The sequence below is a fragment of the Marinobacterium iners genome (assembly GCF_017310015.1).
GTDB lineage: Bacteria > Pseudomonadota > Gammaproteobacteria > Pseudomonadales > Balneatricaceae > Marinobacterium > Marinobacterium iners.
This window is the reverse complement of the sequence record NZ_CP022297.1, coordinates 2388347-2414596: the sequence shown is the minus strand read 5'-3', so window position 1 is coordinate 2414596 and position 26250 is coordinate 2388347. Positions and strand designations below refer to the sequence as shown.

22 protein-coding genes are annotated in these 26250 nt (G+C 36.1%); 12 read left to right on the top strand and 10 right to left on the bottom strand.

Translation table 11 applies throughout. The features are described from left to right. The first annotated feature begins 3 nt into the window (after positions 1-3). The 4 genes from CFI10_RS11660 to CFI10_RS11645 all read left to right on the top strand — a co-directional run bounded on the left by CFI10_RS11660 (position 4) and on the right by CFI10_RS11645 (position 7192). Positions 4-1242, top strand: coding sequence for a hypothetical protein (locus CFI10_RS11660; RefSeq protein ID WP_206834614.1), 1239 nt, complete (start codon positions 4-6; stop codon positions 1240-1242). 119 nt (positions 1243-1361) lie between these two features. Continuing rightward, on the top strand, positions 1362-4085 hold the full coding sequence (locus tag CFI10_RS11655) for a class I SAM-dependent DNA methyltransferase (RefSeq protein ID WP_206834613.1): 2724 nt from the start codon (positions 1362-1364) through the stop codon (positions 4083-4085). Positions 4086-4089: 4 nt separating this feature from the next. Beyond that, on the top strand, positions 4090-6009 hold the full coding sequence (locus tag CFI10_RS11650; RefSeq protein WP_206834612.1) for a DEAD/DEAH box helicase: 1920 nt from the start codon (positions 4090-4092) through the stop codon (positions 6007-6009). Position 6010: 1 nt separating this feature from the next. Then, positions 6011-7192 (top strand): GIY-YIG nuclease family protein, encoded by a 1182-nt coding sequence (locus CFI10_RS11645; protein ID WP_206834611.1) that lies wholly within the window; start codon positions 6011-6013, stop codon positions 7190-7192. A 7-nt stretch (positions 7193-7199) separates the two neighbouring features. Here CFI10_RS11645 and CFI10_RS11640 read toward each other — a convergent pair whose 3' ends face one another. Beyond that, positions 7200-7418 carry a hypothetical protein gene (locus CFI10_RS11640; RefSeq protein WP_206834608.1) on the bottom strand — a complete coding sequence of 73 codons (219 nt, stop codon included), beginning with the start codon at positions 7416-7418 and terminating at the stop codon, positions 7200-7202. Position 7419: 1 nt separating this feature from the next. Then, positions 7420-7806: a hypothetical protein gene (locus CFI10_RS11635; RefSeq protein ID WP_206834607.1), complete on the bottom strand. Its 387-nt coding sequence runs from the start codon at positions 7804-7806 to the stop codon at positions 7420-7422. A gap of 320 nt (positions 7807-8126) precedes the next feature. Here CFI10_RS11635 and CFI10_RS11630 point away from each other — a divergent pair, with 320 nt between their 5' ends. Next, the gene (locus CFI10_RS11630; RefSeq protein ID WP_206834606.1) at positions 8127-9077 is read left to right on the top strand and encodes a hypothetical protein; all 951 of its coding nucleotides are present in this window, start codon (positions 8127-8129) and stop codon (positions 9075-9077) included. Positions 9078-9090: 13 nt separating this feature from the next. Here the strand turns inward: CFI10_RS11630 and CFI10_RS11625 are convergent, their stop codons facing one another. From CFI10_RS11625 to CFI10_RS11615, 3 genes are read right to left on the bottom strand one after another with little or no spacing between them, the layout of a single operon-like run. Further along, positions 9091-9906 carry a hypothetical protein gene (locus CFI10_RS11625; protein WP_206834605.1) on the bottom strand — a complete coding sequence of 272 codons (816 nt, stop codon included), beginning with the start codon at positions 9904-9906 and terminating at the stop codon, positions 9091-9093. Between the two features lie 4 nt (positions 9907-9910). After that, positions 9911-10423 (bottom strand): hypothetical protein, encoded by a 513-nt coding sequence (locus CFI10_RS11620; protein ID WP_206834604.1) that lies wholly within the window; start codon positions 10421-10423, stop codon positions 9911-9913. A 19-nt stretch (positions 10424-10442) separates the two neighbouring features. After that, a complete protein-coding gene (locus tag CFI10_RS11615) occupies positions 10443-11609 on the bottom strand; it encodes a DUF4238 domain-containing protein (RefSeq protein ID WP_206834603.1) in 1167 nt (388 codons plus the stop codon). Between the two features lie 175 nt (positions 11610-11784). Here CFI10_RS11615 and CFI10_RS11610 point away from each other — a divergent pair, with 175 nt between their 5' ends. The 5 genes from CFI10_RS11610 (at position 11785) to CFI10_RS11590 (ending at position 15597) form a co-directional block, all read left to right on the top strand. After that, positions 11785-12747: a hypothetical protein gene (locus CFI10_RS11610; RefSeq protein WP_206834602.1), complete on the top strand. Its 963-nt coding sequence runs from the start codon at positions 11785-11787 to the stop codon at positions 12745-12747. Between the two features lie 155 nt (positions 12748-12902). Next, a complete protein-coding gene (locus tag CFI10_RS11605; RefSeq protein ID WP_206834600.1) occupies positions 12903-13289 on the top strand; it encodes a hypothetical protein in 387 nt (128 codons plus the stop codon). A 133-nt stretch (positions 13290-13422) separates the two neighbouring features. After that, complete coding sequence (locus tag CFI10_RS11600) at positions 13423-14028, top strand: 3'-5' exonuclease (protein ID WP_206834597.1); 606 nt, start codon at positions 13423-13425, stop codon at positions 14026-14028. Positions 14029-14186: 158 nt separating this feature from the next. Beyond that, the gene (locus tag CFI10_RS11595; protein WP_206834595.1) at positions 14187-14759 is read left to right on the top strand and encodes a hypothetical protein; all 573 of its coding nucleotides are present in this window, start codon (positions 14187-14189) and stop codon (positions 14757-14759) included. A gap of 166 nt (positions 14760-14925) precedes the next feature. Beyond that, a complete protein-coding gene (locus CFI10_RS11590; protein WP_206834593.1) occupies positions 14926-15597 on the top strand; it encodes a hypothetical protein in 672 nt (223 codons plus the stop codon). Between the two features lie 67 nt (positions 15598-15664). On the opposite strand, the gene CFI10_RS11585 is transcribed toward CFI10_RS11590, so the two are convergent. From CFI10_RS11585 to CFI10_RS11565, 5 genes are all read right to left on the bottom strand, one after another. Then, positions 15665-16156, bottom strand: a complete 492-nt coding sequence (locus CFI10_RS11585; RefSeq protein WP_206834591.1) for a hypothetical protein — start codon at positions 16154-16156, stop codon at positions 15665-15667. Beyond that, positions 16156-17514, bottom strand: coding sequence for a hypothetical protein (locus CFI10_RS11580; protein ID WP_206834589.1), 1359 nt, complete (start codon positions 17512-17514; stop codon positions 16156-16158). The genes CFI10_RS11585 and CFI10_RS11580 overlap by 1 nt, the downstream gene beginning before the upstream one ends. Positions 17515-17747: 233 nt before the next feature. Next, entirely contained in the window at positions 17748-20003 is a 2256-nt protein-coding gene (locus CFI10_RS11575) for a hypothetical protein (protein WP_206834587.1), read from the bottom strand. Positions 20004-20007: 4 nt separating this feature from the next. After that, a complete protein-coding gene (locus tag CFI10_RS11570; RefSeq protein ID WP_206834585.1) occupies positions 20008-20937 on the bottom strand; it encodes a hypothetical protein in 930 nt (309 codons plus the stop codon). Position 20938: 1 nt separating this feature from the next. Then, the gene (locus tag CFI10_RS11565; protein WP_206834583.1) at positions 20939-21472 is read right to left on the bottom strand and encodes a hypothetical protein; all 534 of its coding nucleotides are present in this window, start codon (positions 21470-21472) and stop codon (positions 20939-20941) included. A 379-nt stretch (positions 21473-21851) separates the two neighbouring features. Here CFI10_RS11565 and CFI10_RS11560 point away from each other — a divergent pair, with 379 nt between their 5' ends. Together CFI10_RS11560 and CFI10_RS11555 are read left to right on the top strand one after the other, a co-directional pair. Further along, a complete protein-coding gene (locus CFI10_RS11560) occupies positions 21852-25103 on the top strand; it encodes a hypothetical protein (protein ID WP_206834582.1) in 3252 nt (1083 codons plus the stop codon). Between the two features lie 84 nt (positions 25104-25187). Next, positions 25188-26084 (top strand): hypothetical protein, encoded by an 897-nt coding sequence (locus CFI10_RS11555; RefSeq protein ID WP_206834581.1) that lies wholly within the window; start codon positions 25188-25190, stop codon positions 26082-26084. Positions 26085-26250 lie beyond the last annotated feature (166 nt).

The following is a 26250-nucleotide window of genomic DNA, read 5'->3' as shown; positions in this document are numbered from 1 at the left end:
ATTATGAAAGATTTAGAAAAAGCGGTTGAGCAATCTGAAGAATTGCTTAAAAAAGTGATAAGAGAAATGGATGAATTTAGAGCAGAAAGAGAACTGTCAGAGAAGATAGAAGTTACGCTTCCTGTCGCACATAACGATACAGCCTTTCAAACATTCATGGTCAGTTATTGGAAGAACTACTCTCTAACTGTAAAGATTAAGAATAAATCGTCTTTGAACACAGAAGTTCATTCTTTCACATTGAAAGGTATAGAGTCTGTTTATCATAAGCTCCAACAATTTAATGACGAAGATTTTCAGTTTATTGACTACTTTAAAGTGGAAACAAACAAATGGTTTTTCTTTTACGAGAAAGATGCTTGGGTCGAAAGTAATAATATTGATGAATTCGATACTTTGTGTGAAGTATTTGAGCCTTTCATTGAAGAATTTCGTTACAAGGCTTTGTTCTACAAAACAGATAATGGAGTTAATAAAGAAGGCGGAATAATGGCTTTCGATGATCCTTATTATTTACATGAAGATTGTCTTAGAAGAGAAAATGGAGTCATTGTAAGCTTCTTCGATAATTATTTATTTGAGCATTGTGAAATTGAAGAAGGTCTTTATGGTTATAAATTTGGAGATCCTTTAGAAATTTCAGAAGAGTTATATGGTGAGAAAAATATAGAAGCTCTTTTTGACATAGTTAATCAGCATCCATTTTTAATAAAACATTTGCCTTTGGATTGGTTAATATATTTCGATATTTCTGATTTTAAATTTACTAACTACGATATAGATTTCTTGGATTATATTGAGTTGTTAGAAAACATGCCTAAAATTGCTGAAGATTTCTCAGTTGATTTGATTGTGTATGGTAAAAAACCGACTCTTTATAAATCAAGACATTCTTCTTACAAAGTGAATGAAAGAGAAGTCTATAAATTGCTATTTGAAAATAGTAGTTTTCGTGAATTGCTAGAAACCAAGGCATTCGGTTATCTTGAATTCTTAGTAAAAAAATATAATAAAGGTGGTGAATTCTGCACAACAAGTTCTGTGTTAGAACTGCCTGAATTTGGTTCTGTGATTAGAGTATTAGATAAGATATACAATGGCTTTGCTTCAATCGTCTACAGCAATGAAATGAATATTAATCAGTTATTTGCTGCTGCACAATTCGCTAAAGTTAATTTTGATAGCTATTCAAAGTTGAGTCAAAAAGATAAAGATTTTATTTTGATAAATATTAAGATTTAAAAGATAGCTGACAATAATCCTGATTTGTGGTATAAGATTCATCTTAAAGATCAGGACGATTTGCTTCATATTACGGAAATATATAGTCCTGATTAGTCATGTATTGAACAGGACTTCACATGAACATTACACAAATTGAAGAGAATACAAAACAGCTAGTCAACAAGACCATTTCTGGTGAAGTTGCTCTTCAAGATTTTGTCTATGAATTGTTATTGGCATATGGTCATCGTCCTCAATCTGTGGGACGGCTCCGCTCTGGTGAACGAAATCTCGCCAAGGTTGAAGGTGAAGTTCTTTGGAAGCGGCATATTTATTTCAAACATTCCAAAACAGGTTCTCTCCATTCTGACATTGATACAATGCGGAAGGAGAAGTTTGTTTCCAAATATAAAGTCCGTTTTGTCATTGCAACTGACTTCAATGAATTCTTGGCTGTCGATACAAAGACACTTGAGCCTCTTGATATAGACTTTGAAAATCTCGCCAAGCACTTTGACTTTTTCCTGCCGTGGGCACAAATGGAGAAGGCTGTGTATCAGGGGGAGAATCCCGCTGATGTCAAAGCTGCTGAAAAAATGGCGAAGCTCTTTGACCTCATCAAAGAAGAGAATTTTGATAAGGATTCAAAGAACGATCTCCAGAAACTTCACAACCTCAATGTCTTCCTGACACGGCTTCTGTTCTGCTTCTTTGCTGAAGATACGGGTATCTTCAAAGACAACCAGTTCAGCAATGCGATTGGTTCACACACTCTTGCTGACGGTTCTGACCTGTCCGAGTATTTAAACCGGCTCTTTACTGTCCTGAACACTGCTGAACGGGATAGAGGGGATCTCCCTGACTATCTGGCTAAATTCCCCTATGTGAACGGTGGTCTGTTTGCTGATGATATTCCTTCACCAGACTTTTCAGCTCGTTCTCGTAGAATCCTGATTGAGTGCGGTAGTGACCTCGACTGGTCGAACATTAACCCTGATATTTTTGGTTCAATGATTCAGGCGGTCGTTCACACCGATCAGCGGGGAAGCATGGGTATGCACTATACCTCTGTTCCCAACATTATGAAGGTGATAGAGCCTCTGTTCCTGAACAGTCTCTATGATGAGCTGGAAGAGGGTCAGGACAATCCTCGTAGGCTTGAGAGGCTTTTACAGCGGCTTGCCAGCCTTAAAATCTTTGACCCTGCCTGTGGCTCCGGTAACTTCCTGATCATTGCTTACAAAGAGCTGAGAAGGCTTGAAATGGAAGTGTTCAAGCGGCTTCAGGAGCTGGAACTTGAACGAATCGACTCTTCCAAGGGGGAAATGGCACAACTCCGAGTGCCTATGTCCGGCATAAAACTATCTCAGTTCTATGGCATTGAGCTTGACGACTTCGCCCATGAAGTAGCGATTCTTTCTCTGTGGCTTGCAGAGCACCAGATGAACCAAGAGTTTAAAGCTGAGTTCGGTGATTGTGCTCCTTCTCTGCCGTTGAAGAGAAGCGGGAACATTGTTGCTGATAATGCTGTAAGAATTGAGTGGAATTCTGTTTGTCCTTCTGAAGGTGAGATTTATGTATTGGGTAATCCACCTTATGTTGGATCTAGGTATCAGGATTCTAGCCATAAGGCAGATATAGAAAATTTGTTTTCTGGTTTATCAGAATATAAATCTTACAAAAAACTGGACTATATAGCTTGCTGGTTTCAAAGAGCTTCCTCTTTTATAAGTGGGAATACAAATTCAAAATTTGCTTTCGTCTCCACCAGTTCAATTAGTCAAGGTGAGCAAGTAGAAATATTTTGGCCGCCATTATACAGATATGGTCTAGAGATAGACTTTGCACATCGTCCGTTTAAGTGGAGAAATAATGCAAAAAGTAATGCGGGTGTTTCCTGCATTATAGTTGGTATGAGAAATATATCTAATACCCCCAAGATTTTGTATGAGAATGATATATACAAGAAGGTCGATAATATTAATTCTTATATTGTTGCTTCTAAAGATATTATTGTGTCTAAAAGGACTAGCTCTATATCATCGCTACCGAAAATCGTTAGCGGGAATAAGGCTAATGATGGTGGTTATTTAATCATGACCACTGAAGAAAAAAATTCGTTAATTAGTGGAAATCCTGAACTAAATAAAATAATAAGAAGAGTTTTCGGAGCCGAAGAGTTTCTTAATGGAAAATCTCGTTGGTGCCTGTGGATTGATACGCCTGAGAAACTAAATCTCGCTCTTTCTGTTGATGAAATTAAAAACAGAATTGATAATGTAAGAACAACTCGTCTTGATAGTAAAGATAAAGGCGCAAATAAACTGGCATCGATTCCTCATCAATTTAGGGAGATGCGTGAGCCTAAAGATTATTCTCTAATCATTCCAACTGTATCATCTGAAAAAAGAAGGTATTTGCCAATTGGTTATTTGGGAGTTGATGATGTAGTTATAGCACCAAATATTGTATTGTATGATCCACCACCATATTTATTTGGTGTTCTTTCGAGTTATATGCATATTCAGTGGGTGCGCGCCGTTTCAGGTCAGCTTGAGTCGAGGCTGAGATATTCATCACAACTTTGTTATAACAGTTTTCCGTTGCCCAAAATCAATGAAAAACAAATATCGTTGATTACAGAAGCCTCTTTTGGAATTTTAGAGGCTCGTGAAATGTTCCCAAATAAAACTATCGCAGAATTATATGATCCTAATTCTATGCCATCAGAGCTTCTTCAGTCTCATGAAAAGCTTGATGAAATAGTTGATTCTTGTTACAGAAAAAATAAATTCAGAAGTGACGAAGAACGTTTGGAACTTCTTTTCGATATGTATGAAAAGATGACTAAAGGGAATTGATACTATGCCTAATTTATTGGATGTCACTTATGCTCAAACTGGTGAATCAACAAATACAAATGAAATGGGTATGCGGCCTATGCAGGCTCGTGCCTATGAAGCAAGAAACAACCAGTATCTGTTGATAAAGGCTCCTCCTGCTTCGGGTAAGTCTCGTGCCCTGATGTTCATTGGTCTGGACAAGATTCACAATCAAGGGCTGAAGAAGGTCATTGTTGCTGTTCCTGAGAAGAGCATTGGCGGTTCCTTCAAATCAACAGAACTGGCTAAGTATGGCTTCTTCACTGACTGGAATGTAGAGCCTCAGAACAACCTTTGCACGGTTGGCGGTGAGAAGAGCAAGGTCAAAGCATTTAAACGGTTTATGGATAGTGCTGATCAGATTCTGGTCTGCACCCATTCGACTCTTCGCTATGCCTTTGAAGAGCTGGACGAATCCAAATTCAATGATACGGTTCTGGCGATTGACGAATTCCACCATGTCAGTGCTGACGGTGACAATATCCTTGGCGGTTTAATCAAGTCCGTCATGGAGAACAGCACGGCTCATATCGTGGCTATGACAGGCTCCTACTTCAGGGGTGATGCTGTTCCTGTCCTGACTCCAGAAGACGAGTCAAAGTATGCCAAAGTCACTTACAACTACTATGAACAGCTCAACGGCTATACCTATCTGAAGTCCCTTGGTATTGGATACCACTTCTACAAAGGGCGGTATACCGATGCTATCGGTGAAGTGCTGGACACCAACAAGAAGACAATCATCCATATCCCGAATGTAAATTCTGGTGAGTCTACAAAAGAGAAGTATGACGAAGTAGACGCAATCATCGATGTCATTGGTGAGTTCGATTCAAAAGACGAAGATACAGGGGTGATTCTGGTCAAGCGGTCTGACGGTAAGTTGATCAAGGTGGCTGACCTTGTTCACGATGAGCCGAAGGACAGGGACAGGATTGTAGAATACCTTCGTAATATCGAATCTCCAGACGATATGGATATTATCATAGCTCTTGGAATGGCGAAGGAGGGCTTTGACTGGAGCTGGTGTGAACACTCCCTGACAGTCGGTTATCGTGGTTCACTGACCGAAATAATCCAGATTATCGGTCGTTGCACAAGGGATTCCAGCAACAAGAGTCATGCCCAATTCACTAACCTCATAGCTGAACCTGATGCTGAAGATGCTCAAGTTCGTTATGCGGTTAATAATATGCTCAAGGCAATCACCTGTTCACTCCTCATGGAGCAGGTATTGGCACCCAGCTTCAAGTTCAAAACAAAGCAGGAAGGGGATGATGAACCTGCACCTGCTGGAACAATGAAGATTAAAAACTTCAAAGAGCCAAGCACTCAACGGGTGAAGGATATAATTGCCACTGACCTTGATGAGCTTAAGGCTGCAATTCTTCAAGACGATAAAGTGATTTCAGCTTCTGCGGGTGGGGTAGATGCTGAAGTGGTGAACAATGCCCTTATCCCGAAAATCATTCAGATTAAATATCCTGATCTTACAACTGAAGAAGCTGAAGAGCTGAGACAGCATGTTGTGGTTGATAGTGTGATTTCTACTGCCCAAATCAAAGAGGAAGGTGGTAAGAAGTTCATTCGTATGGCTGATAAATTCGTCAACATAGACGACTTGAACATTGACCTGATTGATAGTGTAAATCCATTCCAGAAAGCCTTTGAGATTCTTTCCAAGTCCGTTACAGCCAATGTCCTGAAGCTGATTCAGGAGAGCATTCAATCCACTCGTATACAAATGACCTTGGAAGAAGCAAAGGTTCTCTGGCCGAAAGTGAATGCTTTTGTGAAAGAGAAGGGGCGGCACCCTGACATTAATGCTTCAGATATGATGGAAAGACGAATGGCTGAGTGTCTACTTTTCATTCGTGAACAACGTCGCCAGCACGGGGTTTGATATGGATCTGGATTGGTTGAAAGAAGTTGTTGAAGGTGATGACATGAACCTTCTGGAAGTGAAACAGAAGAGCAAGGGAGTAAGCCCTGACGAACACCTTCTCTCAAAGTTTGAAGAGATAAATAACTTCATTACAAAGAATGGCCGTGAACCAGAGCCTGACTTCCTGAAGCCGACTGAGCACATGCTTTATAAACGGCTATGCACTATCAAGGACAGCCCTGACCAGTGTGAGAAGCTGGTTGATTACGACATTCACGGCATCCTTCCTGTTGTGGCTCCTACAGAACCTGAAGAGCCGAAAGAGTACGACTCGTTAGAAGACATTTTTGCTGACGATTCGTTAGGGCTGTTGGATGACGGTGCTGATAGCATCTTCAACATAAAAAATGTCCCTAAAAAAGCTGATATGCCGAGCAAGATTGCTCAAAGGAAGAAGTGTCAGAACTTTGAAGACTATCAACCCCTGTTCCAGAACTGCCATGAGCAGCTTCAGGCGGGTGAACTGGTTCAAATGAAGTTCACTGGTGAACAGCAGATTCAGCACGGACAGTTTTTTATTCTTCATGGTGTCATGTGCTATGTGGCTGACATTGGTGAACGAATCAAGAAGAACGGGAAGGTGAATGCCAAACTACACCTAATCTTCGAGAACGGCACTGAGAGCGATATGTTGCTTCGTTCATTAGCTACTGAGCTTTATAAAGACGAGACAGGGCGAAGAATCATGCCCAAGTCTGAGAATGCCTTGGATGATATGCTGGGCATTACTTCTGAAGACCAAGCAACCGGCTATATTTATATCCTTTCTTCGCTGAGTGAAAACCCTGAAATTTCTTCATTGGAGAATCTATACAAGATTGGATTTTCTACTGTAACGGTTGAAAAAAGAATCGCTAATGCAGTCAATGAACCAACATATCTTATGGCTCCAGTGAAGATTGTAGCGGTTTATAAGAGTTTCAATATGAACACTCATAAGTTCGAGACTCTGCTACATACTTTTTTTGGTAAGGCTTGTCTGGACATTGATATTGTTGATGGTGAAGGAAAGGTCTGTCATCCGAGAGAGTGGTTTATTGCGCCTCTGAATTGTATTAATGCAGCAATTACATTGCTTGAAAATGGGGAAATAGTGAATTATAGATATGACCCTGTGACTCAAGATATTGTTGAAAGATAAAGAGGCTTTATGCCTCTTTTTTTGTGGTTTGTGATAGTGCTTGTATCAAATCGTATTCGCTTCCAGCTTCTTCTTCTATAGCTATTGCTTGAGCTTTTAGTGATCGTTGCTCAAAGAAGAAATAGACAACTGAAAATATGATTGCTATTAGGGCGACCCAAATTGACACCCAGCATACAAATGTTCCTATGTTTAATAAGATTTGTCCTAGAAATTCCTCATTCATTTTATACTCCTTGAATTGTTTGTGTTGTTATGATTGCTACAATAAAAAGAAAAGCGATCAAAGTTATTGAAGAAACTTTAAGCGATTTTTTAAAGCTGAATTTTTCTTTTTTACTGTTTAGAGTTGAATCTAATACTTTACCAAGTGCTACAGCATCGTCATTTTCTGTTTTAGGTTTATTTCCAGTAAAAGCAATGTATCCAGTCAAAACAGAATTCAATGTTATATAAATAAATGGGTTCTGAATGTAAATGTGATCGAATGATATTGCTGAAATTGCAATATATGACAAGTATAGATTTTTATTTCCTCTTTGCTTTGTTGCTAAAAAATAGAACGATACAAGCAAGAGTATCAAATTAATTATTATTATAACTGATTCTGTCATTATTCTTCTCTTTGTTATTTTAAAACTAGTATGTGATTTATTATACATGTGTGTATAAACAATGCTGAATATAAAAAATGATAAAGGTATAGAGTTGTATTTCCTTTATGATTTGTTACTAAATTATAGTACGATTTAAGTAAGATCATCAAATTAAATATTGTTATAGCTGTTAGTATCATTATTATTCTCTTTGTTATTTATTTAAAAATTAACATATCATTATAATATGTCAATGATATATATTATATATATGTGTATTGATCTTTATGTAAATGGTGTTAATATTATAATAACGAACAATCTTTTAGGTTAAGAATATGGAGTCAATTAAATTAAATAATTTATTAATGAATGCTTTAGAAAGTGAAGATCCACAAACACTGCATGATATTTATTTCAAGTGTAAAGAAGTGGCTGAACATCTAAGAAATGAATTTGAGTCAGTAAAGGCTGAAAGATTTGATAATATAAGTGACTATGCACTTATTAAAAGTGGTTGTGTATTTGGCGACGCACCTTATGCAGAATCACTGAATGATTCTTTAAAGTCTGGTATTGGTCGTTCTGGATTGAATGTAATGATATTAGCTGAGTTATCCAATTTTAAACCGCATGACATTGTTCATGCTGGTGAGTGCTATGAGAACTCAGTCGTTAGCTTCTGTGATTTAATCAGAGAATCAGGATATAAAGACGGTATCAGTGACTTGTTGCACCAAGCTCTGAATGATATTGCTGAAGCGGGTATCAACATTCAATCTGATGAAGACTATGAAGAGGCTATGTCTGTTGTATCTGATGAAGTAAGAAGGCTTGTAACCTATACAAGAAGCATTGGTGTCTTTACAGCTCCAGTAGAGGATATAGGAGCAGCACAAGAACGAGTCTATGACACAATCATAGATAGCCTTGAATCAGGCGATAGAGTGCTTGCTGAAGCGATCTGCAAGGATTCAATTAACGCATTTGAAAAACAGGCTTCAAGATTAAAAATCGGGCAACATTGGCCTGAAATATTAGACAGAGCTGAAGCTGAACCTGACTTCTGGAAGTCTGTGTTTGAACTCAGAATGAGTGATCTTTTGAGTGATAAATACGAGATTTTGACAGTCGGTAAGAACGGTAATTCTATGTTCTACTACGACAAGGAGAAAAAGGAATCATTTGTCTTAGAGGCTCAAACACCAGAATCACTTTACCAAGTCTGTAAGCGAATCATGAAGACTCCAGAAGAGAAGCAAAACAACACAAGAAGAATGAGGCCATAAGCCTCATTTCTTTTTATCGTTTCCAGCTCCATTGCTTCTTTTTCAGTACCTGTTCTTTGAAGCAAAGAAAGAAAGGAAAAAATTCATAAAGGTGTGGGATTCGGCTTTCAATTCCCAGCTCATCCTCAAGATCAAAAAGTCTTTCAACTAAGCTCTGAAGAAGAAAGTAGAATGGATTGAGTATTGTAATGATTGTCCATATGATCCTTGGACTAACCTTCTCAATTCCAGTGTAATAGTAATGAAATTCAAATACAGTCATGAAGCCACCATCAAGGTGTCTTTCTTGAGAGTAATTGCTGTGTAGATTCCATTTATCTACATAATTTCCAGCATTTATCTGTAACTGTTCTCTAACACTTGGTCGTAATTCCCATAAGTGCGAGTCAATCACTTCTTTCCATAATGCTAGAGGGTCTTCATTCTTGTTGTCCTGTGTTAGCACATCAAGATTATAGTAACGAGAGCCTTTACCGAACTGAGATAGAACATTAATTATTTCAGCTTGTATATCATCTGCCTGCATATCAGTATGCGGTAAGTAAGTCTTCCCAATCTCTACTGATTTTTGATATAGCTGATTAATATCATGCCCATAGTCTTTAAGCTCTTTGTTAGAGGGGTATCTATGTTTGTTCTCGGACTTGTGGTGAAGAATAACAACCAGCTTTAAGAGTCTTTCAAATCCAATGGATAGTTGGAAAAGCCCTGAGTAGAATAGTCCTTTATCATCAAGATTCGCCTTTCTCAATGAATCCATACCAGATAGTAGGGCTGACTTGGCAAGATGAGCCTCTTGGCTGAGTAAGCGGTATTCTTCACTGAACATTAAATCATCCTTGCTCTAATGGCTGAATTTTATGAGGTGATAAATCTGAAGTGTAGGAAGTCGCTACGAAGTAGGGCGAAGCCAACACACATGACAGAAAGTAAGTTTGATGATAACTGTAATCAAATATAGCTTCTGCCAGTGTGTAACCGATCATAAAGAAAAAACCATATGATACAGCTCTTAAAAACCTATTCCCCAATAAAGTGTTGGGCATCTGTAACAGAGTGTTAGCCAATTCCTTATCAGCGATTGATTTCCAGTTATCAATAGCCTTTAGAACAGCAAAGCTCGCTACAACACCGCATAGGAGATAGAGAAGAAGCATAGTAAGCGTGAACGCTTCAAATGTAGGAACTTTAACTGATATGACTGGTATAGTGTAAAACTGAGGATCTTCACTACTACTGATAGACCAGTAAGCAACAATAGAAACAATAATGCCCGTATATATTGCTCTTTGAGCAAGAGTTAGAGAATCAGTAAAAAAATTTACTTTAATGTCTTCTTTATTCATATGTCGTATAAGTTGCAAGTTATGATCGAATAATTTGACCGAGTTTTAGTTGCTGAACTATCTGAATCTTGTTCCCTTTCACTGAACCCCACTCAATCTGTCTCATGCCTCTTATAGCATGGCCGTTCTCGTATAGCTCAAATGATACAGGCGATTCCGTTACAAGGCGCATCAGGGCTTCGGTATCGTCTAAAGTAAGCTCTATACCGTCTTGGATGTCGTTGTACTCCAGCACTTCGAGAAGGTATCTGTTTTCGTCTGTATAGAGTTTTATAACGATTCCTTCGGGCTTGTACTCTTGCTGAAGCTCTTGTGAAAGTTCGGGTTCTATCGCTCCAAATGGGAAGGGTCTATCAGCTATTACCAGTTCCTGAGCTTGATCTAAGAGGAGGCGATTCAGGCGAAAGATTGCATTAATGTCTGAGCAGGTTAGGTAAGGGCTATCAGAGTAGCTTTCCTCAATCATTCTGCATGATACAACGGCCAAGACTGGTGTAAGAGGTATGAAGAACAAGGGGGTCTGTTCGTTCGGCTTTATCCCTTGTTTACAGTGAGATCCTGAACCTACAAGAAGCGGTATCTCGTCTGAGTGACAGTCTCTTCTCAGAACGGGTGTATCCGTTGTAATAAACGGTAAATCGGTCGTGTTGACCAAGAAGTGAATGCCGTGATCGAGCAGGAGCAACCCAGCCTCACTCTCCAGAATCAGCCGTTTTGTGGTGTTCTCGTAGTCGCCTACATAGTCCCTGAACTCAAGGGTATCACCCATGAAGGCTTCGATATGACCTGTTATCTCGTTTATGAACTCTTGAAAGTGGTTCTGGAACGATTCAACACGAATAATCATCAAGCCTATGAACAAGGCCAGCTCTTCGATTTCTCGCTGTGTGAGCCTGCTGTGAGCCTCTACAGCTCTCAATAGTTCTGCATACCGGCCTTCATGTTCACCAAGATAGTGTTCAACAGCCAGTTCCTGTCCTTCGTCTGGCAAGTTGTAATACTGGTAACGAGTGAAGTCCTTGTGTCGAACTCCTTTCATCCTCCACTCACCGGAAAGCTTCTCGTTATTTGTATAAACACCCAATTCAAAATTGGGGTTGTTCCTGTGCTCTGGTGGTGGTTCAAAGGCTATGAAGCCTCTGAGATAGGCGGCTGGAAGAATGTGTTGGTTGTTGTGCTTTGACATGACAATCCCTGTTCTTAGTCAGAGTGTGTAACTGAAAATATTATATCCTATTAATCAGTGTCGATAAAATAAAAATAAATACAAATAAATTAAAGTTGAGCTATTGATATATATTATATATAGGGTAAAATAATATTATAATATCATATTAATATATTTATTCTGCTGATATAATATGATTTTTCTCTATCATATAGATAGTCTTGCAAGAGCAGGAGATAAAATAATAAACAATAAGAGGTTTAAAATGAATATAGAAAAATTTAAAGTACATACACAAGAATTAGTTTACATAGATAATCCAAGTGGTCGAGATAACTGTGAATATAGTGTCACTTTCGTTGATCATGATTCTGGTGTTACATATGAACATAGAATAGGTATTGATTCATCTAATACTGGATTTGACTTTAATGATGCTTTTGATTCTGATCTAATTGATAGAATTAATTTTGAAAATTCTAATTTATCAGATGAAGAAGAAGATGAATTATTAGAGAGCATTAATTTTTCATATTTTGACAAAGTATGCCAACAAGAGTTCTTGGAAAATGGTATTGATGAATATTATAGAAATAGATTTGACGATAGTGCATTAATAAATAATATAATCAGTGAATACAATTCATATGAATCAGAAAGTGGTAAAGAGTCAGTTAAGAGTAATTGGGCTGAATATGCTGGAATCTCTGAAGCCATATTTGAGGAAATAATTAAAAATGGAACGAGCCATTTAGATTATGAGTATATTGATAGCAGACTTTATTTTAATGTGTATAGTTCTTTGAATAATAAAGATCTTATCATTGTAAAAGATAACACAGGAAGTCAGCCTTGCTATGGATTTGCTTTAAAGGTTGAATACACTCCAAACGCATATAGTCATACAAATCATGTCAGAGTAGGTGATATTTACAAAGTTGAAGGAGCTTCTTTCGATAGCATGGAAGAGTTAACTGATTTTGCTAGAATAAACTCTACGACAGAAGCCGGATATTATGCTAGTGACGAATTTATGGTAGGACTTGAAATAGATGAAAGCGGTGATTATTGTATACCTGATTCATATCACGAAAAGTATCAAGAAGTCTTAAAGAATAGAGCTAAAAACAGAATTGGTTCAAGAAGAAGACCATAATCATGAAAACTCATAAATAATAAAGCTCCTTAAAGGGGCTTTTTTTATGTCTGCGTATTGATATATGTAATATATATGCTCTAATGATATTATAATATCGTATAAATTAAATAATTTATTTGGTATTATGTAAAAAAATAAAAAAGAGGAGCGGTATGGATAGTATAATAGTTATAGAAATATTTGATGATAATACTTCGCAAGTTTGGTCGGAAGCAAGCAAACAAGATTTGGTAGAAACTACAAAACAATTATTTGATGATTGTGATCAATTACCATATTACAAATGTGGTGTGAACTTAGACACTCTTGAATTTGCAGAATGTAGATCTCTTTTAAAACCTGAAAATGGTCGTGTTTTTATATTAAGTGTAGATCAAGCTATTGAAGCTTATAAAACAAGTGGTAAATCACTTAATATTTGCTTGTCAGAAAGTGCTCATAATCAACTAGGAGAAGAATTCAATAATCTTAAAGAAAAAAATATTCTCGACTTAACATTTCTGAATCATAAACCAAAAAGGAATAGAAGAAAGCCATGAAATATCAGTATGATTAATAAAGCTCCTTAATGGGGCTTTTTTAATTCCTATTGATTGCTATATATAATATATATGATAATATTTTATTATTGGCAATATTTTGCCAGAAAATAACAAATACAAGAGGAATGAAATGAATGAAATATTAAATCAAGAAATATACGCAAAGCTTCTATTAGCGAGTGATATAGTAATACTCGATACAGAAACAACAGGGTTAGAAGATCCTGAAGTCTGTGAAATAACGGTGATAGACAGTCAAGGCAATGTGTTACTAGACAGCCTTGTTAAGCCTTCCAAGCCCGTATCAGTTCAAGCTAAATTAATCCACGGCATAACATCCGAAATGCTCTCCACGGCTCCTACATGGCCTGAAATTCACGAAGACTTTATCAAAGCAACAGTCGGTAAGACGGTTCTCATCTACAATGCTGAATTTGACGAAAAAGCCATAGACAACACTATAAAGGCTGCTGGTTTAGACAGCTATCCATTCCGTTCTGAGTGTGTCATGGAGATGTTCGCCGCTTATAACGGTGAAGAAAACGAATACTGGGGCGGCTACAAGTGGAAGAATTTAGTCTTTGCTGCAAATAGCTTTGGTATCAATCCAGATGGTGCTCATAGAGCCAAGTCTGATTGTCTTATGACTCTTGGAGTATTGAAGGGTATGGCTGGGGAATTGGATACACCAGAACCTGAAAAAAAGGTTAAGAGTAGGAATAGAAACAAACCATGAAATATCAGTATGATTAATAAAGCTCCTTAATGGGGCTTTTTTAATGTCTGAATATAAAAAATAATTATTTTTCATTCATCTATTGTATTAAATAAATAGTGCGTTATAAATATTTATAGGGGCTTTAAATAGCGCTATTTAAACTATGTAGGTGGAATATGAAATATGAAATTAAAAAATTAAAAATGAGGGAAGTGTTAGAATCGCATGAATCGTTTTCTGAAGATACGAAAAGAAGATTGGATAGACTTAAAGGCATATATGAAAAGAAATTAGAATTGATTGAAATTCTAATGGAAGAAGGTGATGTCTTTGATGAAATGTTAAAGGAATTCGCAAGTATAGGCGGAAAAGTGAGCGGCATTATTCGTGAGCACAAATCCGATATAGCAATGATTTATCTTTTTGCTCTAAAGGAAGCAAATGAAGAAGTGTTCTCAGACTTCTCTGTTAATCATTACAGAGTGTTGGCAAAAGAGATGTTCGACTTTGCACCAACTACAAATAGCCTTCTTATACTTCTGAATCAGGAACAGCACTGGACAGACAGAAAGATAACGGTGAACAGAAGAGACTATAAAGAGGCTGTAGTAGAGCTTGTTGAAGGTGCTGGATTGAATTGTAAATCTGAATTTAATTCTATCTACAGTGATTTTAGAAGTAAGGTTCAGATTTTAAGTGAAGAATCTTCAGATAAATTCAAAGAATTAAAGAGGTTGGTGAAGTCTTGATTTATATGGGACTTTAAATAGCGCTATTTAAACCTTAACAAAACAAAATTAACTGATCTTTAAGCATTGCAATATATAATATATAGGGTAAAATATTATTATAATATCGTATAAATGAAATTATTTATCTGGTATTATAAAAAAAATAACTAAAAAGAGGAATGATATGAATGAATTAATAGTTTTGGAAATACCGCACCGAGAACCAGCTCAAGCTTGGACTGCTAATAATCAAAAGGATTATATAGAGAAAGTTGCAGAAGAATTCTATTCTAAAAATAGCTCACTGAATGAAATAGAAAATCCTACGTTTGATGATTATGTAGAAGCCGCTAGTGAAGATTTGTATGGTTATAGAGTAATGACTGTAAAAGAAGCTATTGAAGCTTATCAAACAGATGGAGAATCTATAAAACTAGGTGATCACCAGAAATGGAAGGCTCTTCTTTATCTTGAAGATAAGCTTTATGATCTTGGTGTTGCATATAAAAAAGATTCTGAATTAAAAGAATTTATAAGTGAATACCGTGAATATCTTGATGATAAATTTAAAAATACAGGAAAAACTTTTGCTGAAATAGGCGAAACAAGAAAATATCTTGAAATATATCTTAAAGATGAATATAATATTTGTAATATTTGTTCGTTTCATTCTAAAAATAAATATATAAGTGATCTTACAAATGGAGATTATAATTATGTGATTGGTCATATGGCTGACGAATTAAGAGAACCACAATTGGAACTTATAAATAAAGAGCTTGAAGTATATGATCAAGAGGTTATGAGACTTCAGCAAGCGAAAAGTAAAAAGAATCGTTCCAGAATGAGGCCATAACAATGAACCACTGTAAGTAAAGAAGCTCCTAAGTAGGAGCTTTTTGTTGTCTATCATTGATAAATATTTAATTAATCATTAATTTTTTCTTATATTCTTCAATGCTGAATTCATAAGCAATCAACTCAAATGGTTCATAGTCTTCAGCTTCAGCCTCAAAGATAGCCATAATCCATTTAAACAAATCAGTAAAAATCTTGTATGAATCCTCATCTGCAAGAAGATACTTATGACTAATCATCTTAAGTTCATAAGTCTTTGCGATGTTGAATTCTTCTTTACTTAATATTTGACCTTCTTTAATTTTTAAGACAGTAATGTTGTCTTTGTCTGTATCGAAGTCATGCTTGGTGCAATCATAAAGGAATTCTTCTATTGCAGCAGATAGAATCTCTTTTCTGAGATAACAATCGCCATCAATATATTTATCACAAGTCAATGATATATGATTCTTCACTTCACCAGTCAGAAGAGAAGATCTGATAATTTCAAATTCGTAATGCTTATCTTGATTCTCTAACGACATTACAAATTCATAATAAAGCTCGTCTATGTCCATCAAGACCACTTCCTATTTCTCATATAATGTTCCATTCTACTTCTTTGCTCTTTGAGCTGTGCTTGTAGATCCGCTTTCTGTTCTGGTGTGTTAATGAATTTCAGCCTTGCCTTTAATATTTTAATCTGAACCTGAATCTCTCTTGCTTGTTCAACATCTAAGTTGCAATAGTAAAGATCTGTATCAACATTTTTCTTCCTTTCATTCATCTCCGCTTTGTAATCAACCAGAACCTGTCTAATCTGGTCGTTCTTCCAGTAGAAGTGGTCGTTCCCTTTAAAGTCGGTATGGAACAGGAAGAAGTTGTCTGTACTCCTGAAGGCTACATTCTCAGCATAATACTGGTAAAGCTTTACAAGCTCTTTTCTGTCACTTCTTGAAGACAAATTGAATGTCTGGTCAATGTAGAAGGCATCTACGCCTCTGGCTCCGTCATAGCTGAATATGAAGTGATTCTTGCCTTCGTGCATGACTCTGGTAGGTCTGGAGAACTGCTGGTAGAGGGGCTGTATCTCGCTCTCTGGAAGGGGAGTGAAGATGTTCTTGCCTCTGTAGAGGCCGGTGTAATCAGCTTCAAAGTCTGCGAGGTCTGGAAGGTCTACGAATGACAATGAATCCATCCATTGTTTTATGCTGGTGTTTCGTTCCTCAACAAGAGCCTTCAGCTTGGCTCTACGCTCCTTTGTAAGCTTCTCTGTGAGTGTGTCGCTGACATGGAGCCATGTCTGTCTCTCTGGGGCTTGTAGGGCTTTTCTGAGCAACTGGCGAAGGTCTGGGTTGGTTGCCTCTTCAAGAAGGTCTGAAAGGTCTATCTCAATAGTTGAGAGATCCATTTTCTTAATCTTCTGTAGCTTCTGGTCGTCTACAGGGTGTGTGACATGGATTTCTATGTTCAACGGGTATGTCTGACCAGCTATCAAGAGTTCAGCTAAGACATCAGCTCGTATGTTGCCGTGCTGGGCTTCCTGCTGAACATTGTGGAGCTTTATGATTGTATTAAATGCTCTGTAGCAGCCGGACTTGTACTGGACACCCATGAAGTCTTCAGCCTCGATCAGGATGTCATATTTCTTGAAGAAGAAGGATTTGTCCTCTTCTATGATTTGCTTTGCATAGCGGTGAATAATGGATTCTTCTGTTCCGCTACAATAGACATCTGATTCGTGCCTGAAGTGAGCTGACTTCTTCCAGATTTTGTTGTTTCGTTTTTGGTAGTTCGCTATAGCGATAAGCGAGGCTGAACAATCAGAATTGGGGCATATACAACCGCATTCTTTGCCATTTGGAACTGAAAGAACATCTACTATCTTGTTTGTTTTTTTGTCTATTGCATAAATAAAATTGTCGTTAGTCTTCATACTTTAACAGGTTGTTATATAGTAAAATATATAACAATTATTAAAATAATCAACATGACAGGCTGTTGGTTAAATATTCTTTAATGATTTATTAAATATTTAACAATGATTATTCAATGATAAGTTAATTATTCTTTAATGGCGGGATAATTATTGATTAAATATTTATACAGCAATAAAATAAAAACCAGCTCTGAGGCTGGTTTTGTAAAATATTAAAATATAAAATTAACTTATTTGTTCTTCCTGTCAATGCTGGATTTATTATTTTTAATATTTGTTTTTGGTTTTTGAATTTCAGGTTTAATTTCTGTGTTATCAATTTCACTGAAATATTGTTTCATTAACTCAATTTTATCAGATGGTATAGCACTTAAGATTTTATCTCTATCTTGTAGAATTTCGTCAGTGCTGTAGTTATAGAATCGTTTAAACCCTTTCTCTACAGCTTGTGCCAAGCTCTGATATTTCAATTCTTCAATGTTCCAGTGTGTTGCCACTCTGACCATTTTTGACTCTGGTTCTTCACCTTTATTAAGTCTCTGAAGTTTCAAATCCAAGTTTTTTTCAGCCTTAGAAAGAGCATTAGCAATGAAGTCCTTCTTGGCCTGTTCAACCTCTACACTCAAAGACTGGTCGTATTCAGGCTTCCATAGTTCAGGGAAGTGTAGATCTATCTTCACCTCCAGCAACTGAGCCGCTATGTATGAGTTTCTGAAGAATGTGTCTGAGTCGATAGACTGTGAACTGACTTCGATTGAAAGCTGTTCTCCTGCCGCGATCCTTTCAGCATTCATAGACACGAACTGGTCAAGCATAGCCTTGGCTACACTGAGACTGCTCTTGCTTGTTGTAATAGTGGAGTTGTCTTCAGAGACACGGAACACTTCAATGTCTTTATTTATGTTCCAGAACGCATTACTACCTTCGATACCGATCTTGTGGTGAAGTCTTCTCTCTATAAGCTCAAGCTCGAAATTGGAGCCGTAGATGTAGCCTTGGCTGAACTCTTTGAAACTGTTTTCTCTTCTTCTCCAGTAGGCTTCTTCCTCCTCGATCTCTTCAAGCAACACCTGTTCTTCAAGTGCTAGAAGTTGCTGTATAGACATCCAATCGAAGCCGGGAAGCCATGACAGCTTCATAGAGATATTTTTATCGAGAATCCTGATAGTGCCACCTTCAACATACTTCTCACCTGTAGTCTTTGTTTTGAGCTTTGGAACGAGTCTTATGTTCTGCTTTTCAAGCTCACGGCAAAGAATAGGGTATGGAACGTGTTCAGGTATTGTAGAAAGAACTTTGTTGATTCTGGAGCGAACCTCTCTGATAGAGATGTCGTTCTCCTGCTGGTAGTGAATCTGTTGTCCGATCCTGTCCAGCTTCTGTGATAACTCCTTCTCAAAATAGGTGTGTTCCAACTTGATCTCTGGGTGTTGCTTGTGACGAAGCACAAGGTCTTTGAAAAGAGTTTTATCAGTTTTTCTACCAGCCTTGAGCTTGGACTTATTGTTTACAAAAGCTTCAAATCCAGTGTCGGCAAGAGCAGCATTTAGCTCCTCCAATGTAAGTATTTCTTCCTGTTCTTCAATGCTGTTTAGAATAGATGCTTCTACAAGCTCAATGGACTGGTGAAGTTTCTCTTTGACAGCATCCAAAACACGAATTTTATTATGTTCAGGGCTGGTCAATCTGACGAATGGAATCTTGTTCCCATTCTTATCTAAGATAAGCTCTTTCTTGAATAATCCGTCCTCGCCACGAACCAGATTCCCCATATCATCTTTGACTAATCTGAAGCGATATTGGAAGTTCAAATCGGCCTTGGCTGCTGCTGCACGAAGAGCAAGATTGGACTGTGTAACATTGAATGTTATGCCGTTGCTGGCCTTGGCTGAGAAAGTGAGATGAACATGGTAGTTATGGTTTAAAACCTCTACTGAACCAGTGTCATTGTCTTTCTCTGATTTTGTCTTTTCATTGTGAACGTTGATCGTGAACATTCGGTCTGTTCCACCACAATTTTCACAAAGATAGTGAAGTGTCTCTATCGCCAATGCTTCCTGATAAAGAGCTTTCTCATATGGGTCTTCAATCCAGTCAAAGTCTTCACTGTATACAGCACTTACGAACTCATAGACTGGTATCTTGGGAAGCTTCTGACTACGAGAATTGCGCTCATGGGCTTCTTGATTGTAACGAAGCATGGCGGTCGCCAAGTCCTGAGCATAAGTGTTGAGTTGCTGGTTGAAGAGTGGGCTTGTGTGAGAGACAAGGATAGGTCTTATCTGAGCGCCTATAGGAGCATTGTAGAATGATCTTCTAATGTTTCTTAATGTAGAACCGTCCTCTTTCAAATGTGCTTTCTCAACATTATTGAGATACTTTAATTTTCCCTTTAAATTCTTCTTATGAATGTGTCCTTGTTTCTGTTTGTCAGAAGGTCTTTCTGATTTCTTTTCGTTACTGTTTAATTGCCAAAATGCTGCCATATGTTTACCTATTATTGTTTATTTCATTGTCGATAATCCTCTTCAAGTCCTTGTTGATCTTTGTGTAAAGTTTCACTGAGTTGGATATGTTTTTATTCATTAATAATATAATGTCTGTTGTTAGTTCTCCGTCCATGTTCATGATATGAAAACTCTTGGTTGTGTCGTTTAGAATTTCAGAGTCCTTCTGAATCTTGTTAATAATATTTTTCAAATCCTTTTTTGAGGATTCTGAAGTTATCTCTCTCGCATAATTAATAAGATTTTTAGCACGAAAAACATTAATATTCTCAAAACTATAAGATATGATATTTCTTATTGGTATATTGTATTTGTACTTAAATCTTTTAAGTGCTTCCCACAGCTCTTCGCTATAACTGAAAAAGAAACAATCATCATAATTAGCGTATTGGTATGCGAGTTTGTCATTCACAAATGAATTGATTTTTTTGGCTTCAGTGTGCAAGACAAGTTGACCAAAAAATAGATCAATAGTTGAGTTTATAGCTTTAGATAAATCTGATAATTGTTCTGAAGTTGAAATGTAAAGATCATAATTCCTATCATCCTTATCAAATCGGTTGTATTTCTTTTTAATGTATTGTTGGCTCCAATTTTCGATTAGATACGCATTTTGATTTATGTTGGCATGATAGGAATTTAAAGTGTTATAAAGCTTTGATAATGTCTTGCCTTCTTTTCCATAAATAATGAATGTTTCTTGGTGAAAGTAGGCGAGAGACATCTTTACAAAAGATGCTTCAATTGTCTTAGATAAAGTTGTAAGACTTGCTCGAAATTCCTTGGTAGTATTAAATCTAAAATTATGTTTTTTACCACCAGTAAAAGATAGAGCATTAACAACTTCTTGATACTCTTTTGAACCTATAGCCCTCTTCAGTATTTCACGATCTAATTCATAGGAGCTGTCCATGTTAAGCTCCGTATGATTGATTGTTCTTATCCTTTAAAGCCTTATATATTTTGCTTTTTGAAGTAACTCTTTTATAGCGGTTAAGCAACTTGCTTTTTAAGCTATCATCTCCAAGTTCCCATATCTTAGAAATAAGAGACAATTCTAAATCTTCAGCAGATATACCAGCATCCATTATTGCCTTGATAATAGAATCGTTGCTTAGTGTAGTTTGAAGAGTTTGTATGTCTCTAGTAAAGGTATCTAGGGCTTCTTTCTCCTTCGCTTCACGTTCCTTCTTCTCTGCTTCGATTCGTTCTTTTTCAAGCTCTGCCTTCTTATCCATTAAAGCTTTTATCTGAGCTTCTATCTCTTCCTGAGTGATATTCTTTTTAATTCTCAAGGGTGCTTTTTTTAACTTAGACTTAGCCGAATCTTTGCCTGTCTTAGAAGCTTCAGGCTTCCCTACATTATCAAAATTATCGCCTGACAAATTACTTATATTGCTGTGATTTAATGCATTGTTATCGTTCATTGTATTATTGTTATTTTCCATTTTTTTACCTTTATGGTTGTTATCTATTCATTATAAAAATCCTCTTAGACTCAGCCTCAATTTCGGAGAAATTACGTTCTATTCCACCCGACACCCTCCTTGGAGGTGGAGGTGGGAAGAACACCACCTTGCTCTAAAATTAAGATCCCTTATTTATCGGATTCTCTATATTTAAAAAATTATCATAAAATAAAAGCACGTCAATACTTTAATATTGTTTTACCTTTCATCCTACCTTTTTAATTTAACGATTTTATAATCTGGTTTTTCTTTTGTTGTGCTTCGCACTTTTTATAAATGTTTATATATCGTCAAGTATTGCTTTTATTAATCAATATGGTAAATATTATAATATGGAGTAAATAATAAAAGGTTTGCAATGAATGGTAACAACAAAACAATAAAAAAATATTTAATAATTTTAATATCTATGATTCCAGTAATGTTTTCAGGTTTAACATTGAATGCTGAAAATGTATCGGGAAAGAAAGCTGAAGCTCAAGAATATTGTCAGCAAGTTCGTTCTGGTGAGATAGCTGGAAATTATGAACTACAACAAAGGGCTGTCGCTCAAGGCTGGATATGTAATGAAGACTTAGCAACAAATTCTCTTTATGCTGCATTTGGTGAAAATACAGGTTCTGAAAATCTTAAAGCTCATGGGTATGATTCATATTCTGAAATTGAAATTAAACATGAAAACAATAAACCATTTTGGGACACGATATCAGTCTTCTTAGAAAAGGCAATGATATATATAGGAGTGTTTGGTTTAGGATATTTTTTATTAATCCATGTCGCTCTTAGATTAGCTGCTGGAAAAGAACTTAATAATTCAAATGCTGCTGTTTATACATTAGTGACTGGAATCATTGGCTTTAAAGGAATGGCAATAATTTTCTTTGTCGTGTCGGTGTCAATTATATTAGCAAATCGCTTAACAATGTTCTTCTTAAATGAAATAGAAGTATCTGACTACAATCAAATCGTTTCAGATAAAAACATTGTAGCTATTGAGATGAACAACGCGAATGAATTTATTGCAATGTCATTACAAGCTGATAGAACAGGAAGAGTGAATCAAGGCAACTTCAATAACATATTCTCAGATGACAAAAGCAAGGCTTGGTATAACTTCATTGATCAAAAAATTTCAAAGTCTGGATCAAGAGAAAGAGTATTAAGTGAAACGGCTCCAACATATGCAGCTTCAGTTGATAACGAATTATATATTGAGTTCTTCAGATTCTCCGCTTCAATCAGAAAGTTCGTTGATAAGCTTGTGTTACTTAAGAACGATGAAGAGAAAAAGTTTGATTATGAAGAAGACTGGTATGGATATGAAGGGACATATGGAAGTGTGTCAGTTCAAAACAATGTAAAAGACTTAGAAGGAAGATTCGCAACTGGTGAAGTAGATAATCAAAGTGAGATACAAGAAGCAGCAGAACAAGCTTTATTGTCGTTATCACGTTCGTTAGCAAATGATACTCAATTAGAAATCTTGTATACACAAATAAGAAAGCAAGTTGAAAATAAAATTAATGCATCTGGTAAGTCAACATTAGAGCTTTCTGACATTAATGCTTCTATAACAAATTATCTTCTAAATCAAATGCAACCGGCATTCAATCAAGCCATGTCTCAAGCAAATATAGTCGATCCCAAAAAGAGACAAATCTTCGCTCAAATGATGGCTGGTCAAATTGTTTCAATGATGCAGGGAGCATCATATTCAGAGTTAGAGATTGAATCTGAAATGGGGGCTACAACTTACTCTCAACCGCGCTTTTTAGATATACAGAGAGTATTTGTTCAGCCGTTCATTAAACAAGCTGATTTGTATAGTTGTTCAGGTAAGAATAATTACCTCAACTATGTAGCTCCAAATAAATCAAAAGTTGAACTTTACAATACGATTCCAGAATCAACTTCACAGTATGAAGTCTTAGAGATGACTGACTACATCAATACAGCTTGTGTGAATGTAACTGAGACTGGATTGGAACTTATAGGTTCATATGATGAGCAGGCTCAAGACGAAGCTCTTAAGCAAATGCATATCGAAAAATTAACACTTGCCATGTATCTATCTGCTATCAAAAAAGCGGGTGTGATTATGGCTCAGGAACAAATGAGTAAAGAGAATGATTGGTTAAGACAAGTTCAACTTCATGGGTTCCTTGGTTTATTTATCAAGTTAAAGGATATCTTATCGGCTGACGACTCTTTGAATTTTGGTCGTGAATACTTAACTAACACTGTTACATATTCAGCCAATGTTGATTATGGAATTAAAAATTACTTCATTAATGATAATGTATTGAATGTAGAGAAAAATGATTCTGTAAGAAGAAGAATTGAAAAGGATTATCCAAAAATAGATCTATCTTCAGTGTTTAGAGCAGGGACAGTTTTACAACCAAGAGTTAATACAGCACTTACAAAAGATGAAAGTGCTTTTGCTGGTTCATTCTTAAGTATGGACGATATATTAGAGTTTTTACTTTTTGTAGATCTAACACCAGTTAAACAAATGGCTTGTGTCGATACTGAAAAATCTTTTGCTGAAGGTATAGCAGAGAAAAAAGAAGATAGAATTAATTATGAAAAAGGGAATTATAAATGTGTTGATCTTATGACTGGAACACAAACACTTGGAAAGAATTTAATTGAAACAGGTATTTTCATAAAAGTATCTAAAGCTTCAGTTGATGCACTTTTAGCAGGTATGGATTCTGCTGAAGAACTTGCTGGATTGAAGAATGGGAAAGCAGCAACTGTTTCAAAAATGATTCCGTGGAAATTAGTGGCAAAAGGTATATTGATAGCTATAGCAGCGGTATTAGTACTATACAATCCATTTGCAACTCTTATGATTATAGCGGGTGTAATGTTTCAATACTTAACTCCGCTTTCTGCCGCAATAGCTGGTATCAGTGCAATGATTGCTTACTTTGGTTTGATCTTTAGAGCGATGGTCACTTTGGTGTATGAGATTTTAACTTCAGCGATTAAAGGTGATCATATAGAAGAAAAAGCTTACAAAGCATTAATAGCAGCTTACCCGCAAACAACACGAAACTTGATAGCTCTATTACTTACACCATCCATATTGGTTCTCGGATTAATGTTGTTCGTTGTAATGATGAATTCAATCGGCACTGAAATAATTGTCACTATCATAGAATCAATTTTTAGTGTTACAGAAGCTGGTATATTCGTTCAAGCATTGCTTCAAGTTGGCGGAATAATAATATTCTTAGTATTGGTTTGGATTGTCATTCAAATGCTTATAAATGAATTCATTAAGAAGTTCCCTGAAACAATTCTTTCAATATTTAATGTTTCATTTAGATTTGAAGCTCAGATTGATAAAGCTGTAGAACAATTAATAGCAGGCGGTATGGTTACAAACACTATTGATTCTGGATTAAACGCTGCTAAAGCTGGTTCTAACAAAGTGACTCAAATGATTAAAGAGAGGAAAGAGCAGTTGAAGAATGCTCCGACAGCTCCTCAACAAAATGCTTTCAGTGAAAGAACTGAACAACCAGTGTCTACAGATACAAATCCTTCACAACCTGAAAAAGTTGATGAAGATAAGAAAAAAGAAGATGCGGATAAATAATAAAAAGGATTCTTCGGAGTCCTTTATTTATTGATTTAAAGGATATATATATGATATAATAATAGTTCAATAAAGGTAAATATTATGGGAACAATAAATTATGAAGAATTAAAAGAATGTGATAAAAAATTAGATAAAGGTTTTAATCAGCATGTTTATAAAAAATATCTTGAAGAAAGCTCTCTGAGATTGGCTCTTAATTATGACTTCTACTATTTCGAGCTAGATGCCTATGTTGATGATGATTATGACTTTGAAGATTTTGAAATCAGTTTAGATAATCATCTGAACTTCACAATTCCTTCTTTAGATACAGATAGCTCTTTAGTCAACTTCTTCATATCTAATTATGATATAGAAGATACTGACGCACTAATATCAACTCTCAAACACTATCTCACGAAAGAAGCTGAAGAGATTACTTCTTCTCTTCATAGAGATCTTCTAGTTTATCTTTTTAATCGTGAATTAGATATTAACAATCAAAGTCAGCAATTTGATTTAGAAGTTATTGATTCAAAGACACTCAAGATCACATATAGTCCTTTAGATGTGTCGTTTGTCACTACAGACAAATACTCTCTTGCTGATCATATCCCTATCATCAGCTTCATTGAAGAGTTTCAGAATGGTTATAACATTCAATATGAAGGTGATACTCCAGTCATTTATCACGGTGATGAAGTAGTAGCAAAATTAACTGAATCGATCTTTAGTGAAGGAATAGAAGCGGTCTTCAGGGATTACATAGGGAGAACAGGCTTACAGAATCATTTTCTAACGAGTCACTACAGAGAACTAATCGTTTTTGCATACAATAAAATTTTCGACCTGAATCATGAGACTGACGATTTCACTACAATGGAATTTGCAGAGTTAAGAATTAAACTCAATTCAATCTATGAATTCATTAAAGAAAATGAACTGGATATCGCTGAAGGGAAAAGTCTCAATATTGTGAAAATGAATTTTTCAAATTAATACAATAATATTGATTTTAAAAATGAACGTGCTATATATATTATATATAACAATAAAAAAGGTTAAATATGATATATGTATTAATTATAGGGGCTTTGCTTACAATTCTTTATTTTGCGGATAGAAAGGTAAGCCGATATATAAAAGAACAGAAGGAGTTGAAGGA

What these genes read in the sequence shown, in the direction of transcription:
- CFI10_RS11640 (WP_206834608.1), bottom strand. Translation starts at nt 7,418, where the DNA reads ATGAATGAGGAATTTCTAGGACAAATCTTATTAAACATAGGAACATTT.
- CFI10_RS11650 (WP_206834612.1), top strand. Translation starts at nt 4,090, where the DNA reads ATGCCTAATTTATTGGATGTCACTTATGCTCAAACTGGTGAATCAACA.
- CFI10_RS11620 (WP_206834604.1), bottom strand. Translation starts at nt 10,423, where the DNA reads ATGAATAAAGAAGACATTAAAGTAAATTTTTTTACTGATTCTCTAACT.
- CFI10_RS11585 (WP_206834591.1), bottom strand. Translation starts at nt 16,156, where the DNA reads ATGGACATAGACGAGCTTTATTATGAATTTGTAATGTCGTTAGAGAAT.
- CFI10_RS11645 (WP_206834611.1), top strand. Translation starts at nt 6,011, where the DNA reads ATGGATCTGGATTGGTTGAAAGAAGTTGTTGAAGGTGATGACATGAAC.
- CFI10_RS11555 (WP_206834581.1), top strand. Translation starts at nt 25,188, where the DNA reads ATGGGAACAATAAATTATGAAGAATTAAAAGAATGTGATAAAAAATTA.
- CFI10_RS11595 (WP_206834595.1), top strand. Translation starts at nt 14,187, where the DNA reads ATGAAATATGAAATTAAAAAATTAAAAATGAGGGAAGTGTTAGAATCG.
- CFI10_RS11590 (WP_206834593.1), top strand. Translation starts at nt 14,926, where the DNA reads ATGAATGAATTAATAGTTTTGGAAATACCGCACCGAGAACCAGCTCAA.
- CFI10_RS11655 (WP_206834613.1), top strand. Translation starts at nt 1,362, where the DNA reads ATGAACATTACACAAATTGAAGAGAATACAAAACAGCTAGTCAACAAG.
- CFI10_RS11565 (WP_206834583.1), bottom strand. Translation starts at nt 21,472, where the DNA reads ATGGAAAATAACAATAATACAATGAACGATAACAATGCATTAAATCAC.
- CFI10_RS11660 (WP_206834614.1), top strand. Translation starts at nt 4, where the DNA reads ATGAAAGATTTAGAAAAAGCGGTTGAGCAATCTGAAGAATTGCTTAAA.
- CFI10_RS11625 (WP_206834605.1), bottom strand. Translation starts at nt 9,906, where the DNA reads ATGTTCAGTGAAGAATACCGCTTACTCAGCCAAGAGGCTCATCTTGCC.
- CFI10_RS11580 (WP_206834589.1), bottom strand. Translation starts at nt 17,514, where the DNA reads ATGAAGACTAACGACAATTTTATTTATGCAATAGACAAAAAAACAAAC.
- CFI10_RS11575 (WP_206834587.1), bottom strand. Translation starts at nt 20,003, where the DNA reads ATGGCAGCATTTTGGCAATTAAACAGTAACGAAAAGAAATCAGAAAGA.
- CFI10_RS11570 (WP_206834585.1), bottom strand. Translation starts at nt 20,937, where the DNA reads ATGGACAGCTCCTATGAATTAGATCGTGAAATACTGAAGAGGGCTATA.
- CFI10_RS11610 (WP_206834602.1), top strand. Translation starts at nt 11,785, where the DNA reads ATGATTTTTCTCTATCATATAGATAGTCTTGCAAGAGCAGGAGATAAA.
- CFI10_RS11600 (WP_206834597.1), top strand. Translation starts at nt 13,423, where the DNA reads ATGAATGAAATATTAAATCAAGAAATATACGCAAAGCTTCTATTAGCG.
- CFI10_RS11635 (WP_206834607.1), bottom strand. Translation starts at nt 7,806, where the DNA reads ATGACAGAATCAGTTATAATAATAATTAATTTGATACTCTTGCTTGTA.
- CFI10_RS11630 (WP_206834606.1), top strand. Translation starts at nt 8,127, where the DNA reads ATGGAGTCAATTAAATTAAATAATTTATTAATGAATGCTTTAGAAAGT.
- CFI10_RS11615 (WP_206834603.1), bottom strand. Translation starts at nt 11,609, where the DNA reads ATGTCAAAGCACAACAACCAACACATTCTTCCAGCCGCCTATCTCAGA.
- CFI10_RS11560 (WP_206834582.1), top strand. Translation starts at nt 21,852, where the DNA reads ATGAATGGTAACAACAAAACAATAAAAAAATATTTAATAATTTTAATA.
- CFI10_RS11605 (WP_206834600.1), top strand. Translation starts at nt 12,903, where the DNA reads ATGGATAGTATAATAGTTATAGAAATATTTGATGATAATACTTCGCAA.